The sequence below is a fragment of the Congregibacter sp. genome, from assembly GCF_047617445.1.
In the GTDB taxonomy this organism is placed as follows: Bacteria; Pseudomonadota; Gammaproteobacteria; order Pseudomonadales; family Halieaceae; genus Congregibacter.
Window position 1 is genome coordinate 1 of record NZ_JBLGBE010000008.1, and the last position, 14,318, is coordinate 14,318.

The 14,318-nt window shown below is 54.4% G+C and carries 16 protein-coding genes; 7 read left to right on the forward strand and 9 right to left on the reverse strand.

What is annotated here, in order from left to right; translation table 11 throughout:
- The coding region (locus tag ACI9KD_RS03545) for an insulinase family protein (protein ID WP_414979776.1) at window positions 1-1,649 on the forward strand (1,649 nt) is incomplete at its 5' end.
- Here the strand turns inward: ACI9KD_RS03545 and ACI9KD_RS03550 are convergent.
- From ACI9KD_RS03550 to ACI9KD_RS03565, 4 genes are all read right to left on the reverse strand, one after another.
- A complete protein-coding gene (locus tag ACI9KD_RS03550) occupies window positions 1,636-2,238 on the reverse strand; it encodes a C39 family peptidase (RefSeq protein WP_414979777.1) in 603 nt (200 codons plus the stop codon). The genes ACI9KD_RS03545 and ACI9KD_RS03550 overlap by 14 nt on opposite strands.
- 50 nt (window positions 2,239-2,288) lie before the next feature.
- Complete coding sequence (locus ACI9KD_RS03555; RefSeq protein WP_414979778.1) at window positions 2,289-2,570, reverse strand: hypothetical protein; 282 nt, start codon at window positions 2,568-2,570, stop codon at window positions 2,289-2,291.
- 77 nt (window positions 2,571-2,647) lie between these two features.
- The gene (locus tag ACI9KD_RS03560; RefSeq protein ID WP_414979779.1) at window positions 2,648-2,986 is read right to left on the reverse strand and encodes a hypothetical protein; all 339 of its coding nucleotides are present in this window, start codon (window positions 2,984-2,986) and stop codon (window positions 2,648-2,650) included.
- Window positions 2,987-3,030: 44 nt separating this feature from the next.
- Window positions 3,031-3,828 carry a hypothetical protein gene (locus tag ACI9KD_RS03565; RefSeq protein ID WP_414979780.1) on the reverse strand — a complete coding sequence of 266 codons (798 nt, stop codon included), beginning with the start codon at window positions 3,826-3,828 and terminating at the stop codon, window positions 3,031-3,033.
- Between the two features lie 164 nt (window positions 3,829-3,992).
- Here ACI9KD_RS03565 and ACI9KD_RS03570 point away from each other — a divergent pair, with 164 nt between their 5' ends.
- A complete protein-coding gene (locus ACI9KD_RS03570) occupies window positions 3,993-4,643 on the forward strand; it encodes a type II secretion system protein GspG (RefSeq protein ID WP_414979781.1) in 651 nt (216 codons plus the stop codon).
- A 4-nt stretch (window positions 4,644-4,647) separates the two neighbouring features.
- Here the strand turns inward: ACI9KD_RS03570 and ACI9KD_RS03575 are convergent, their stop codons facing one another.
- On the reverse strand, window positions 4,648-6,378 hold the full coding sequence (locus ACI9KD_RS03575) for an SLC13 family permease (RefSeq protein ID WP_414979782.1): 1,731 nt from the start codon (window positions 6,376-6,378) through the stop codon (window positions 4,648-4,650).
- Between the two features lie 165 nt (window positions 6,379-6,543).
- Here ACI9KD_RS03575 and ACI9KD_RS03580 point away from each other — a divergent pair, with 165 nt between their 5' ends.
- Both ACI9KD_RS03580 and ACI9KD_RS03585 read left to right on the forward strand, forming a co-directional pair.
- Window positions 6,544-6,915 (forward strand): VOC family protein, encoded by a 372-nt coding sequence (locus ACI9KD_RS03580; protein ID WP_414979783.1) that lies wholly within the window; start codon window positions 6,544-6,546, stop codon window positions 6,913-6,915.
- 64 nt (window positions 6,916-6,979) lie between these two features.
- Window positions 6,980-7,747 (forward strand): class I SAM-dependent methyltransferase, encoded by a 768-nt coding sequence (locus tag ACI9KD_RS03585; protein ID WP_414979784.1) that lies wholly within the window; start codon window positions 6,980-6,982, stop codon window positions 7,745-7,747.
- A 65-nt stretch (window positions 7,748-7,812) separates the two neighbouring features.
- On the opposite strand, the gene ACI9KD_RS03590 is transcribed toward ACI9KD_RS03585, so the two are convergent.
- On the reverse strand, window positions 7,813-8,508 hold the full coding sequence (locus ACI9KD_RS03590; RefSeq protein ID WP_414979785.1) for a hypothetical protein: 696 nt from the start codon (window positions 8,506-8,508) through the stop codon (window positions 7,813-7,815).
- Entirely contained in the window at window positions 8,505-9,782 is a 1,278-nt protein-coding gene (locus ACI9KD_RS03595; RefSeq protein WP_414979786.1) for an O-antigen ligase family protein, read from the reverse strand. Before ACI9KD_RS03595 ends, ACI9KD_RS03590 begins: the two co-directional genes overlap by 4 nt.
- Window positions 9,783-9,900: 118 nt before the next feature.
- Here ACI9KD_RS03595 and ACI9KD_RS03600 point away from each other — a divergent pair, with 118 nt between their 5' ends.
- The gene (locus ACI9KD_RS03600) at window positions 9,901-10,518 is read left to right on the forward strand and encodes a YrbL family protein (protein ID WP_414979787.1); all 618 of its coding nucleotides are present in this window, start codon (window positions 9,901-9,903) and stop codon (window positions 10,516-10,518) included.
- 30 nt (window positions 10,519-10,548) lie between these two features.
- Here the strand turns inward: ACI9KD_RS03600 and ACI9KD_RS03605 are convergent, their stop codons facing one another.
- Window positions 10,549-11,484 carry an alpha/beta hydrolase family protein gene (locus ACI9KD_RS03605; protein WP_414979788.1) on the reverse strand — a complete coding sequence of 312 codons (936 nt, stop codon included), beginning with the start codon at window positions 11,482-11,484 and terminating at the stop codon, window positions 10,549-10,551.
- Between the two features lie 140 nt (window positions 11,485-11,624).
- On the opposite strand from ACI9KD_RS03605, the gene ACI9KD_RS03610 reads away from it, so the two are divergent.
- A complete protein-coding gene (locus ACI9KD_RS03610) occupies window positions 11,625-12,809 on the forward strand; it encodes a hydroxymethylglutaryl-CoA reductase (RefSeq protein WP_414979789.1) in 1,185 nt (394 codons plus the stop codon).
- Between the two features lie 117 nt (window positions 12,810-12,926).
- Window positions 12,927-13,373, forward strand: a complete 447-nt coding sequence (locus ACI9KD_RS03615; protein WP_414979790.1) for a hypothetical protein — start codon at window positions 12,927-12,929, stop codon at window positions 13,371-13,373.
- 7 nt (window positions 13,374-13,380) lie between these two features.
- On the opposite strand, the gene ACI9KD_RS03620 is transcribed toward ACI9KD_RS03615, so the two are convergent.
- Entirely contained in the window at window positions 13,381-14,316 is a 936-nt protein-coding gene (locus ACI9KD_RS03620; RefSeq protein ID WP_414979791.1) for an NAD(P)-dependent oxidoreductase, read from the reverse strand.
- Window positions 14,317-14,318: the final 2 nt, after the last annotated feature.

Below are 14,318 nucleotides of genomic sequence, written 5' to 3' on the forward strand. Positions count from 1 at the left end.
ATCTAGAGCCCGTGATCGTGCTCTTGCGAGAGCAGTTACAGGACCCCGATTACATTCGCAACCTGGCCCGACAATTACTGCTGGAGAATCAGCACCGTATTACGCTGGTGATGACCCCGGATGGCAACTTGTCAGAAAAAAAGATAGCGGAAGAGCGACAGCGTCTTAGCGACATGAAGTCGGGCATGGATGACTCTGCAAAAGCGGCCGTGGTTGCTCAGGCAGAAGCCTTGTTAAAACGTCAGGCGCAGGAAGATGATCCGGAAATACTCCCAAAAGTCACACTCAGTGATGTTCCCGCCACTTTGCCAAAACTGTCTTATAAAGAAACTCGGCTAGGCGACCTTCCATTTACACTTTATGAACAAGGCACTAATGGCCTGGTGTACCAGCAGCTGAGTTGTTCTGTACCCGCCCTGGATACAGCGGAGCTGGCCCTGCTTCCTCATCTCACCGGGATGTCAGCGGAACTCGGTCTTGGGGACGCTAGCTATCTGGATACCCAACACCGTCAGTCATCTTCTGTGGGATCCATCAGTCTGTTTACGTCGATGCGTGGCGGCATCGAAGACGAGCAAGTCGCGCAAGCCAGTCTTATCTTGTCCTCAAAAGCACTGGCACGTAAAAGCGATGAGCAAGCCCAGTTAATGCGTGACACGCTTCTCCACGTTCGCTTTGACGAACTACCTCGTATACGTGAGCTGGTGTCTCAGCAGCGCGCGCGACGTGAGCAATCCATCACCGGACAGGGTCACAGTCTTGCGATGCTAGCAGCCTGTGCCGGCATGAGCCCACTGGCGATGCTCCATCATGAACTGTCGGGCATGCAGGGTATCGCTGGCCTGCGTCATCTCGATGATTCGCTTAACGAAACCGCGAACCTGGACGCCTTTGCCAGTGCGCTACAGCAGTTGCACGCAAAGCTTCGAACCGCCGATTGGGAAGCACTGATAGTCGCAGAGCCCGGACGCACAGACGGCTTGGCGCAAGAAGCCGCCGAAATCTGGAAAGCCTTACCCCGGCACAACGTCGAGCCGCTGCGCTTGCCAATGCTGCGCGAAATGCGGCGGGAATGTTGGGTAGCCAACTCCCAGGTGAGCTTTTGCGCCAAGGCCTACGCCACTGTCCCAAGTGGACATGCCGACGCAGCAGCGCTCACAGTCCTCTCCGGCTATCTCCGCAACGGCTTCCTACATCGTGCTATCCGCGAGCAAGGCGGGGCCTACGGTGGCGGCGCAAGCCACGATGCGAGCATTGCAGCGTTTCGTTTTTACTCGTATAGGGACCCACGCATCGAAGGGACTCTCACCGACTTTGACGACAGTATCGCGTGGATGGCCAATGGTGATCACGGCGCGACGGGGCTTGAAGAGGCTATTCTTGGCGTGATCGGTAATATCGACAAGCCGGGATCTCCTGCCGGAGAAGCCAAGCAGGATTTCCATAACCGCCGCTTTGGGCGCAATCATGAACAACGCATGGCTTTCCGACAGGGGATCCTTGAGGTAACGCTGGACGACCTCAAGCGAGTCTCAGCCCAGTACTTGATTCCCGAAAATGCGTCCATCGCCGTCGTCACGGGTAATACCGCACGCAAAGACAACACGGCTTTTCTTGAGTCCCTGGACCTGGCGTTTAAGGAACTCTAAGCCCCGACCATTGCCCTGGCGCAATGAGGATCCGTCGTGGGGAGCGATGTCGAAAGGCATCCCTCCCCCCGTTTTCGTCCTTTGAGCCAACGATCAAAATTCGTCCTCTTGAAACACCTCCCTCCCTCACAAAGCTCCGGAGGAACTCCTCTCGGCCCAGCTGCCGGTTTCCCCAACTGGGGTCAGCCAAAAACACCCTATCCTGACTATCAATCTTGCGCAGTACACTAAAATGCGCGCGACCCTCAACTTGCAGAGCGACGATCACCGGCAAGCTAAGCTTTTTCAGGTCGTCATAAACGATATCAACGCCCACGACGGGGTAGTCCCGGGACTCCGCGAGCATGGCCATATCGGAGAAAGACAAACCCTTCTTTGGCGAACCCGAATCGAGCTCACTAGCACGATCGTTTAAGGTTTTCTCAAGCAGGGCTCCTTCGCTAACCGGATCCAGGTAAAAGTATGTGAGCACAGTGGCTAACGCTGCAGCACCGCAGCTGTAATCCATCTTTTGTCGAACAACACCTTTGTCGCGCAGGGCCAACCAATCTTCAAAGCCATAACTGGGAACCGCAGCAGTCAACAACATTCCTAAAGATCCCGTAGCGATACAGCGAGCTGTTATTTTCCCCGCGAAGGTCAAAGCACGGGCGGCCCGTAGGACTTATCGACCATACCTTCCCGCCGCATACCTAAAAGAACATCCCGGCGCCAAAGAGCCCGCAGACACATCAAGGTAATTAGGTAACTCACGCCACTGAGGTAGGCCGCAGACCCCCTTAGATGGCCAGTCTCCATCCATAGAACCAGCACAAACACGACTAGCGGCAGCAGGCTTAAGGCGTGCATGAAAAACAGGCCGTTATAACGGCGGCTATATTCTGCATCGTTAGCCTTCTTGATCAATTCGGGGGGACTCATAAGCAGTAACTCCTGATTGCGACCTAGCTCGGAGTGAGAAACAACGCTGAGGCAGCTGCGCTGCCCCAGCCAGGTACTTATCGAGATTTGGACCCTATGTCGCAATTGACACAAAACCCGCTCGACGCCGTCATGATCGGAACATAATTGCCCCAAAAGAAGCTGGCGAGGCTCAGGTCCAGGGCGACAACGCCAATGATCCAAGGCCAAAGCTCACCCTGTGTACTGCTCATGGCCTGTTCATCGAGCATCTGAAGCTCTGTCGAGGGTGGACTGTGAAATGCGCTCGATATCAGCGCCGACTGCGCTGCAGCCAAGCGACTCTCATCCGTAGTATCACCATTCGCCCAGCTTCCCTGCGAGACGAGTAGGCTCATTGCGACGACCGCCGCAAACCGCTTCGTTACTTTTTGCATAATGTGATTCCTTTCAGCACTACTTTCCAAAGAATTCCCCACCACTAAAACTCGTAAAACCACTGCAGGCTCATACCGCCACTGCGGTCACTAGCAACATCACCGCTCACGAACACCGAATGCTGCCTCGCAACTGCCAGCGCCATGCCTCCACTCAGGGCCAATCTTTCGCTTGGACCTGCAATCACAGCTGCCCCAAATTGAGTGGAATTGCGACGCTCTATCGCCACTCCCCCAAACAGCGTGACCCGAGGATTGATGGCAAAGTTGACACCAGGCTCAAGCCGCCAGCTGGACCCAGGACTGACCTCCACAGATCCAAGACGATACTCGCGCTGAACGTTCACCGACGCTGAAAGTGATAACACCACGGGATCGATGCTTTTGTAGCTTGTTATGGCTACCTGAACACTTGGCAGGTGGCGTGGCCCAGCAGGCCCGCTACTGCGCAGCACGGCCCGGGCTTCGAGCAACAAGGCGGGCGTTGCACTCTCTGGCTTTAGCAACCAGTTACTACCCACACTCAGTGCCTGGCTTTGCTCCCGAATACGCTGCCCAGGTATGTCCTGGCTGAATTGCTGCCCCTGAAGTCGTCCATTGATCTCGAAACGTGGAGTCAACCCGTAACGGACACCCGCAGACCAACTCGTCTGCCGCTCAAGATGCCATGACTCGGACATTCCTGAACGGTAGTCAAAGCTACTGCTGATCTGCCAGCTCGAGGGCTTTGCCAGCAGTTGCTCGATGGTAATGGGCGACTGTGCAAACACCGCTGAGGACAGATGTATGAATAGACATACAAACAGGACAAACCCGACTCCTCGGACCGATATCCCCAGCATCTCAACCCTCCTCCAAGACTGTTTCGGTGGATTCAGATTGCCCTAGCACGCACCGGCTCAGCCACGTCTATACCGCTCAGCAATACATCTCAGGCGGCCCCTCTTGCCGGAAACCAATCCGAGATTCATACTTCGCGCCCGTTTTGAGTTAACCGAGAGCACCAATGCTGTTGCGACTTACTACCTTACTGCTGACGGGCATACTGGCCGCTTGCGCGTCATATACCGCGGAGTATCAAGAACGCTTAGTTCGCAGTCTCCCCAATCAACGGGAGGTTAGCTTTGACAACACCCGCAGCTACCCAGGGAAAATCTTGTGCGGCAGCTACACCACACTGACTGCGGACGGCTGGGACATGCGTACCAGCGAATTCGTGGTGGGAGAATCCTTTATGCTCACAAGACCCACAGCGGATGAGGTGTTGGTATTTTGCAGTAAAGATCCTGCGCAGGCATTGCATACCCTACTGGGAATTGGCGCAGCAGATTCCAATTGGGAAGCCCTGAGTAAGATCCGCGATGACATACTGGCAATTGATGCAGCGATCACACGCTATTACGACTCAATGCACACATTGCCGCGAACGCTAAACAAGCTGCTAGAAGGTGATTTTGGCGTGAATGACAAAAATTTATCCGATCCCTGGGATCGTCCCTATTACTACCTTGGTGGATTATCGGGACGCACAGCACCACAGTATCAGCTAGGCAGCCTGGGGGCCGATGGAGACGAAGGCGGCAGTGATGCTGACGCGGATATTCGTCGTGAGCAAATGCGAATGCTAGACCATGTCTTGAGCACTGAAGGTTACTAAGGACTTAGGGTGAAAACGGAAACACTCGTGGCAACATCGTGAGCACGACGACAGAGTATGCTACCGACAGCGGAAAGCCGTAACGCACGTAGTCTACGAAACGATAGTTTCCAATATTCTGCACCATAAGATTGGTTGTGTAGCCATAGGGCGTCATAAAGCTTGCACTCGCCCCATAGGCCACCGCCATCACAAACGGCAAAACACTCAAACCAAAACTCTCGGCTAAGCCAAATGCAATGGGAAACACCAGCGCAGCGGCTGCATTGTTGGTCATCAACTCCGTCAGCAGCAATGTTGTGAGATACACCGCCACTAGCGCGACGTAGGGCCCCTCCGCCGCCAATCGCAAATGCAATGCTTCGGCTATTACCGACACGAGACCGGTATTGACCAGCGCTTGAGAAAGCACCAGCGCCGCGCCAATCACCATAGCAATATCGAACGGAAAGCGACGTCGAAGTTCACCCGCTCGCACAACCCCAAGCCCCAGCATCAGCACAAGCATGCCTAGCAAACCTTTGATCAAAGGTAGCAACCCCATGGCGGCGAGCGCCACGACCGCAAGCATCGCAAAGCCGACTATGTTGCTGGCGAGTGTGCTCAGCGGCGCTTGCAAGGCTCGCGAGCCCACCACCAAAAAGTTCTTGTCTACGTTACGGCGGCTGTAAAAATCACCGCCGATGGCCAACATCAAACTATCCCCGGCTTCCAGCGTGATCGTGCCTAACTTACCCGAGAGGCGCTCACCACCGCGCCGAATACCCACCACTGCTGCGTCAAAGAGCGATCGAAAACCCGAGTCTTTAACCGTCTTGCCTTCCACGGTTGCACCTGGCAGCAAAATCACCTGAACCAGATTGCCACTGAGCAGGCCCTCTCCTGCAGCGAAGGTCTTCAGTCCGTCAAGTCTGTCCAGCAAACTCACTTTACTTATGTCACCAGAGAAAATCAGCCGGTCGCCCTCAGCGATGTATTCCTGCGGCGCCACTGGCGAGATTAAATGCTCACCGCGGACAATCTCCACCAAAAACAAGGCATCCAGTTCACGCAGACCGTTGTCCGCAATACTGCGTCCGATAAGACTAGAGCCAGCAACGACATCCGCTTCCACAAGGTACTCAGCGACCGTCACTTGATCCCGGGGATTGTCCGGAAGCAACCGAGACGTCAGCAACAGCACCACCACGCCTACCGCGGTCACGGTCAAACCAATGGGCAGGAAGTCAAAAAACGCAAGGCCCTCACCCGTAGCATCTTCGAGAAAGGAACTCACGATGAGATTAGTCGAGGTACCAATCAGCGTTGTAGTGCCGCCCAGCACAGCTGCATAAGACAAGGGCAAAAGTAATCGGCTGGGGAGATGAAAGTTGTTTTCACGAAGTGAATTAGCCAGTGTCGCGACCACCGCCGTATTGTTAACCAGAGCCGAAAACAAGCTGGTGACAACAGATACCCGCAACAGTGAGCGCCGGTATCCAGATACCACAAGCCCCCGGGATAGACGAGAAAGCCAGCTCAGCTTCTCGAGCCCAATAGACACCAGCAGTAACAGCACCAGCGTAACCAGTCCGATATTTGTCGCCTTATCAAGCACTTCCGGAGTATCCACAAGGCCTGCGAAGTACACCGCCCCCATGGCTCCGGCAAACAGCCAAGCAGGTGTGTAGGAGCTGAATATGAGTCCATAAAAAAGACCCAGGAAGATCGTGGCTATGAATAGCTGTTCAGGCATAGACATCTAGTCAGGCAATGAATACGCGAGCATACGCGTTGCTGGTATGTCGCCTCAAGCGTCGTATTCGTCAGAGTCACAGATTGCCACAGCGACGATATGCTTTACACTCTGCTCGCGCTTAAAAGCGTCCTAACAACAATTATCAAATTCAAGGAGTCACCTATGATCGGCTATGTCACAGTCGGCGTCAGCGACATGGAACGCGCCAAGACCTTCTACTCAGAATTACTTAAGGATATGGGCGCATCGGTTACGGTCGATATGGACCGAATCGCGTTCATCGGTAAGAGCATGGCTGAGCCCATGATTGCTGTATGTCTGCCGTTCAACGAAGAAGCCAACCATCCGGGCAACGGCAACATGGTTGCGATCACCGCTAACAGCAAAGAGCATGCAGACGCCTTGTACGCCAAAGCCATTGAGCTTGGTGCGACTTGTGACGGCGAGCCTGGGCAACGCATTCCCGATGTTTTCTACGGCGCTTACGTCCGCGACCCTGATGGCAATAAGCTAGCGTTTTTTGTTTTTGCTTAAGTATTTTTCAACAATGACTACCACACTGCGCCCTCAACAGGGCGCAGTGTCAGGTCACTAAACTATGCAGTTTTTTAAATCTCTTGAAGTACAGCTACGTAGCTGGCGAAATCAGCTGATCTCTCCGATCAAGTATCGGGGCGACGCAGTGCATTGCCCGGTCTGTCAACACGGCTTTTCACACTTCCTCCCTGCGGGCAGTGGTCAGCGTGCACGCCCAAGGGCGGTTTGTCCTCTGTGTCGCAGTCGCGAGCGCGACCGACTCAGCTGGCTTTTCCTTCAGCAGCGCGAGAATGAATTACTACAGGAACACATGCAGTTCCTTCACGTAGCACCGGAACCGCGACTCAGTGAGTTCTTTTTTAAATCCATTGGCGAGGGCTACATTACTGCCGATCTCATGCGTAAAGACGTGATGGTCCGCCTTGATGTGCAGGATATGCTTTACCCCAACGAAACCATGGATGCGATTTACTGCAACCACGTTTTTCAGGATGTGCCGGATGATCACAAGGCGATTGCCGAATGTTTTAGAGTGCTTCGCCCCGGCGGCTGGGCCGTAGTGAACGTGCCTTTGTTCGCTGAATCCACCGAAGAGGCTAATACTCCTGGCAATGTTCGTGCTACCTGGGACAAACGTCCAGACGAACATGTCAGAAATTACGGTCTAGACTATCGAGAACGTCTTGAAGAGGCCGGGTTCATTGTTGACGTTTTTGCACCGGCGGATCTAGAGCCAGACCTTCAAAACCGAGTGCGCTTTGGCGTAGATGGCCCACGCACTGGCTTTGTGCACTTTGTGCGTAAGCCACAGCAAACGAAAACCGGTTAACGGCGGTTGATCAAGCGGGGCTCGCTAATCACACGCGCCCCTGAATTGCTTATGACGGCGGGCACTTAGTCGTCAAACTGATATCCCATCAATGCTATCTCTCGAGAAAACAAATCCGCAATACGTGCTTTGCTGTGCTCATCATAGTACTCACGGTAATGTTTCCTCTCTCGGGCAACACCGGTTTTCTCTCCAGGGAGTGGCTCTGGTAGCTCAAGATTCAAATGCCCCCGGAGCTCCTCGAGCGCTGCCCCGAGTTCCCGAAATTCAAACACGCGATCAACCAACACATCATCACCATCAAAATACAGTTGCGCGTCCCGAGGCAGTCGGTGTGGCTTTTTCTCCACATAGTCTCCAAACGACGGCATGGCACGACCTTGTCCATACTGTTTCCAGAGGTAGTAGGACACCGCCTTGTCCCAAGGATTGCGTTCAAAGCAAAAGGTGAAGTAGCTGTCCCAGACGTCATCGCCGACAAGCTCTCGTATGCGAGCGGCGGGCATGTGCTCATAGTAAAAAGCGCCCAACAACGGCGAGTGTCGGCCTACGACTTTACGGACGTACTTCGAACTGTTGTAGGCGGGACCAAGCCAGGAATCCGGTCCGTAGTTACGCGGAGTTCCATTGCCAATATTGTCCTCCATATGCGACACAATATCGTTTCCTTGACACTCTTGCGCAAGCGCTACTTCCAGAGAACTGCCCGCGGTCTTGTGTGTTTTTACAAAGATGAACCGATGGTGATGACTAATGATCACGATGAGACCTCCTTTGATTCTCTGTGACTCAAAGCCAGAAGATACATCCCAATAAACAGCCATAAGAGCTGCGCATGCCAAGAGGAATACCAAGCCAAGTGAGTGTTCAAAGGGAATAGCATACCCACGAGCGTCACTGCGTAAGGAAGCGCCCTGGAGCGAGCGTCAGGATCAGCGCGCTGCCAGCTAGCCCACAGTAGCGTCAGGAGCGCTCCATAACCCAGTAAGCCAAACACCCCCGTCTCAGACCACAACTCCAGTAACAACTGGTGTGCATGGGACGCCCGCGCACCTCCGGCTTCCCGTGCGGGACGCGCCCAGGTGTCATCCTGTGCAGCAAAATCTGCATACGCGTAGCGAAACCCCCTGGGGCCCACGCCATTGATCCAGTGCGCTTCGCCCATAGAGACTGCTGTACGCCATATGGGTAATCGAAGCCCCGTGGCGCGATTGACGGACGCGTAATCAGGCTCATCAAGAGCCTTCACAATTACGACACTGCGCTCCTGCACCCACTCACTGGATCCGAAGGCCAGAACGAGGGCCAATACAGCTATACCCAGTAAACTGACAACCCGAAACACACCAAGGCGACCGCGAAAAAAGTAATAGATCCCCATGGCAGACAATTCGACTGCAGCGCTTATCCAGGCGGCGCGCTTTCCGGAAAGGACTATCAGCGTTAAGACCAGCAATAGGAAAAAGCCCACCGCCACCGGAGGCCACTGTCGCAAGGCATACACAAGACCGATTGGGAGCAGGAACGCGACCGCAATGCCGAATTTGATGTTGTCATCATCACCAAAGACCCCATTGATGTAGCCCTCACCCACGCCATAGCCCAAAACATTACTTCCCGTGCCAAACTGCAAAAGCCCGTCCAGACACCAGAGCGTTAACAACACGGCCACGGCCATTCCCAGCACGTTCAAGAGACGATCCCGGTCTTCTGGCTGATCACCGCAGCACTGATACCAGTACAGTAAAGCGACGCAGGACATACCGTAACGCAAGGTTCCCAGCGTCGTGATCAGAGATTTCTGCTGCGCTATAGCATCCGGCAATGCCAGCAGCATGGGCAGCGCAAAGGCCGCGAGCAGCGCCGCCAGCACGGCAGCGTGACTGGCTCCGCCCAAGCCTTTAGACCGTACAAGACCTGCCAGACCCGCAATTGCCAGCAAAGCCATGGGTATTTCCAGCATGCGCCCAAATGGCAGAAGCGCCATAGCCAGCACGAGCAGTAGCGCAGGAAGGGGAACTCGAAACGAACTCATGGGGGATTCCAAAAAGAGGCGCCGCTACTATGCGATGTCAGCGCCCGGCAGTCAAAAAATCGCGGGGGTCGCTAAGCTGCGGTAAACTGTAGATCATTACTATGACCACCACTGACCCATGCTCAAACTCAAGAATTCACGGCCACTTTTTGTCGGCGGAACACGCTACGTTTTCCAGCACCCGGAACACGCGAATCGCTGCGTGAAAGTTCTACGGCCTGACCGCACCGGCGCGGCCCGAAAGGTGCTTCGCAAAGACTTTAAACGTCATTTGCCGGCGCGCTTTTTGGATGACCAGCTCAAAGAAATCAAAGCCTATCGCGAGCTTTTGACCCGTGCGAGCGAAACCTTGTGGCGCTATGTTCCTCGTTATCACGGCACCGAAGATACGGATATGGGCGTGGGAATCGTGACGCAGCTTATGCGCAACGCTGACGGCAGCTGGCCAAGAAATTTGGAGCAAATGCTGGTGAACGGCACAGATTCGGCACTGGAAGCAGGTATCGAAGAGTTCGTAGAGTCTGTAGGAAAGCTTCGCATCCTCAGCCGGGATCTACTCCCTCACAACATCATCGCAGTAACAGAAGAAAACGGTTATCGCGTCATGCTTGTGGATGGTATTGGCAATGCCGAACTTATTCCCCTGTCAACCTGGTCGGGATTCTTTGCAAAGCGAAAAACTCAGCGCAAAATTCGTCGATTCAGGCAGCGCTGCGCGATGCTCCTCCCATCCTAGGTTTGCAAGAAACGAGCATCGACGGCGAACTCAGTCCTCACTACGACAGTGCGCGTCCGACCAACTAAGAATCTCCCGGGTTAATTTAATTCTGCTCCAGGAAAAGGAGTGATCGCCAGAAATAGTTTTTGCGGTGAGATCAATATCGCCTAGCTTTTTGTAAGCAGCGACAACAGGTTCAAACATTGTTGCCGCAGGCGTAACCTGATCCTGTTGCCCTACCATCATCAAGACTGACTTGCCTCGTAAGCCGGGACCAAAGCCACGGGTATCCCATAGAGATACATCAGCAAAAGCCAGCTCCTCTTCAAGGCGGTCCCCCGTAAACCCTTCGAGCATGAAAAGTTCATCCGCGTAGGCCTTTAAACGGAGGCTGGTAGTCCCGCCTCCGTTGTCGACATCGGCTTGCCACAACCCGAGGTTCGCCGGCGACAGGGCCACGACGCAGCGCAGTTGCGCATCGCGGGCCCCAGTGGCCAAAGCCGCGTATCCGCCTAAAGAGTGGCCCAGCACGGACAGCGCTTTACGATCGACACGCAGACGCTCGGCTTGCTTATCGTCCCGGAGAAAATCCAGCACCGCCAGCGTATCCACCGGAAGCTGACTAAAGCGATATTCACCCTCTGCACCCCAGGCTCCACGATAATGGAAGTACAGGGTGTTAAAGCCAAAACGTCGCAAAGCCTGCGCAACGTCGAGATTTCGCTCATTGCCCGGAAGACCATGGAGTAACACCACCGTTGGATGCGGCCCAGCACCCGCCGCTAGATACATGTGCGCGGGCATTCTTGAACCTGCGCTGGGGATACTTAGCTCCACCACCGAGGCCGGATACTGAGAATCATGTGCCGGGTCCTCAGACAAGGCCTCCTCGAGTGTCGCAGCCAGGCTTAGGCCAGACAAAAGCATCGAAGCGAAGACAACGACCAGAATTTGGCTTAAACGATGCGCGTACTGCTTGATCACCACTAATACCCCATATCATCACAAAAACGTTGATCTACTTCGCCATGCCACCCAGGCACTCGCAACTCGGTTTACCGCGCCCAATTGACCTTGTCGCCCTGGTTACGTAGTTTAGCCGCCTTTCTCGCAGAGACACGACTATGAGTAAATCCATCCCCAGAGACGATAGCGACGATTTCAGCGCCGACATCATCAGCAAGCGCCAGCGCTTTATCGAAGAGACCACGGGCGCCGAACTTGATCACACCAAGCAGTACTCTTTCGACCCTCAGGAAATGGCCGGCAACATCGAAAACATGTTCGGCGTTGTGCAGGTTCCCATTGGATTAGCGGGTCCACTATTGGTGAACGGCGAACATGCAAAAGGCGAGTTCTACGTACCCATGGCAACCGTCGAGGGCACCATGCTAGCCAGTTACAACCGTGGAATGAAGGTGATCCGAGAGTCCGGCGGCGTGTTGACCACGGTCGTAGGACAAGCCATGCAACGTGCGCCCTGCTTCGTGTTCCGCAACTCCCGGGATGCAAGAGATTTTGAGCAGTGGCTGGTTGAGAATTTCCCGAAGATCAAAACTGTCGCTGAGAGCACCACATCGGTGGGTAAACTCGACGAGATTGAGCACTACTGCGCGCACAACTTTGTATATACCCGTTTCGACTACAGCACCGGGGATGCCGCAGGACAAAACATGACCAGTCGCGCTACCTTTGTGGCCTGCGAGTGGATCCGTGAGAACTACCCAGCGCTCAAGCACTATCTGCTGTCCGGTAACTTCGACACAGAGAAACGTACATCCTCAGTCAACATGCTGAAGAGTCGCGGCAAGCGGGTTACCGCAGAAATCACCGTGCCTAGAGAAGTATTGGAACGTAACCTGCGCATCACACCGGAAGCCATGCACTACGGTCAGGGGATCACAACCATTGCCTCATTTTTGACCAACTCTTCAAACAATGCAGCGCATCCAGCCAATGGATTGGCGGCGCTCTATCTCGCTACCGGCCAGGACATCGCGAACATTGGTGAATCCAATCAGTGCACGACGTATAACCGCGTGACAAGAGAAGGTGATTATCATTTTTCGGTCACCCTGCCTGCGGTAATCGTCGCAAGCTATGGCGGCGGCACCAATCTACCGACGCAACGCGAATGCCTCAAAATCATGGACTGCCATGGTCAAGGCAAAGCCCTAAAACTGGCTGAAATTGCTGCTGCGCTGGTTGTGGCCGGCGAGCTCTCGTTGGGAGCTGCCACACGGGTAGACAAGAAAACACGTAAGAACGAGTGGGTAGATGCTCACGAGCGTCTGGGACGTAATCGCTGAAAAGTGTGCGCCACATCACACTATCTAACAGAGGCAGTTTGAATCGCAAGTATAGAAGCCTAACGTAAGGCAAATCCAATGCGGTGAGAGATTGACGATGTTCAGAGCTGAAAGCCTATGATTGTGTTAATCACTGGCATCGTCTTCGCCATCGCCGCCGTGGCGATGTTTTTACTGCGACAGCAGAGTAAGAGCGTGCGCTATAAGCGACCGCAACAAGGCAAACCATCAACAGGCAAGCGACGCAAAGCACAGACGCCCTCGGGACCTTATGCCGCCGTCTCGGTGAAGCCCTCGAACAGCTCATGCTCGGCAGCCTTTGAAACCACTAACCTTCGCTATTTAAAGTCAGCTGCTCCATCGCTCCCCGTCGAGGGCTGCAATAGCGCCGATTGCCGCTGCAGCTTTATTAATCATCTGGATCGTCGAGACACTAGCGATGATGATCGCCGCATGGGAATAGGACTACAGACGCAACTTTACGGCTCCAATGGCGAAAGAAATCGTCGAGAAAGTCGGCGTGGACGTCGCGCGAAAGATCGTCACTCACTTGCAGGTTATTGACGGTCTCTTAGTATCCACGTTCGAAGTCAATCACCCCGTCTAATGGAACGCCTGTTCGGTAGCGCTGCAGGTTATCGAGAAACACGCCGGCAATGCTTGCCATACGCGTAGGCGCTGCGGTGTGCGAAGTGATGTAAACCCCCTCTGTACTCCACAGCGGGTCATCATCAATGAGCGGTTCTTTCTTCAGCACATCCAATACCAAAGCGCGTATCTGCCCCGATGCTCGAGCACTCAATGCCGCAGAAAGATCCAGAGCGTTAGCTCGTCCCGCATTGATCACAATGGCGCCAGGTGCCAGCTTTGCGAGCAGTTCAGCGTCTACCAGGTCATCTGTCGCCGGTGTGTCAGGCAAGATCATAATGAGTACATCAAGGTGCTCAGCAAACCTCAGGCGGTCTGACGTCGCAAAGCAAGAACCGCAACCCTCAGCCATGCGGCCGTCACTATTGAGACCACGGACCTCTTTGACAAATCCTCCAAAGGATTGCGCCACGGCGCTGCCGATACTTCCGACCCCCGCAACGCCCACTCGAAACTCAGATAGGCCGCGATCAATACGAAACTTCCAGTGCTTAGCGTTGGCGTGAATGAGCACGGAGCGCTCGATCGCAAGCACCCAGCCAAGGGCGTACTCGCTCATACTCGATCCAAAAACATCTTTTACGCCAGTCAGCAGGTAATCGCGCCGAGGCACGTCAAAGAACGGAGTCACACCCGCCCAAGTCGACTGTACCCAGCGTAGCTTGGGCATACTCGCAAGGAGGGGAGCAAGAACATCGGGCGCCCCGAGGGCAACTTCCGCCGCGAGAGCGCGAACATCCAGGATCTTGGGGTCCGAGTAAAAGCGCAGTGACACGTCGTCGGGAACTCTTGCGGCCAATTCGCCCCGAAAAGCATCTTTCAGCGCATCAGCACGCGTACTCACGACAGTGATATCCAACT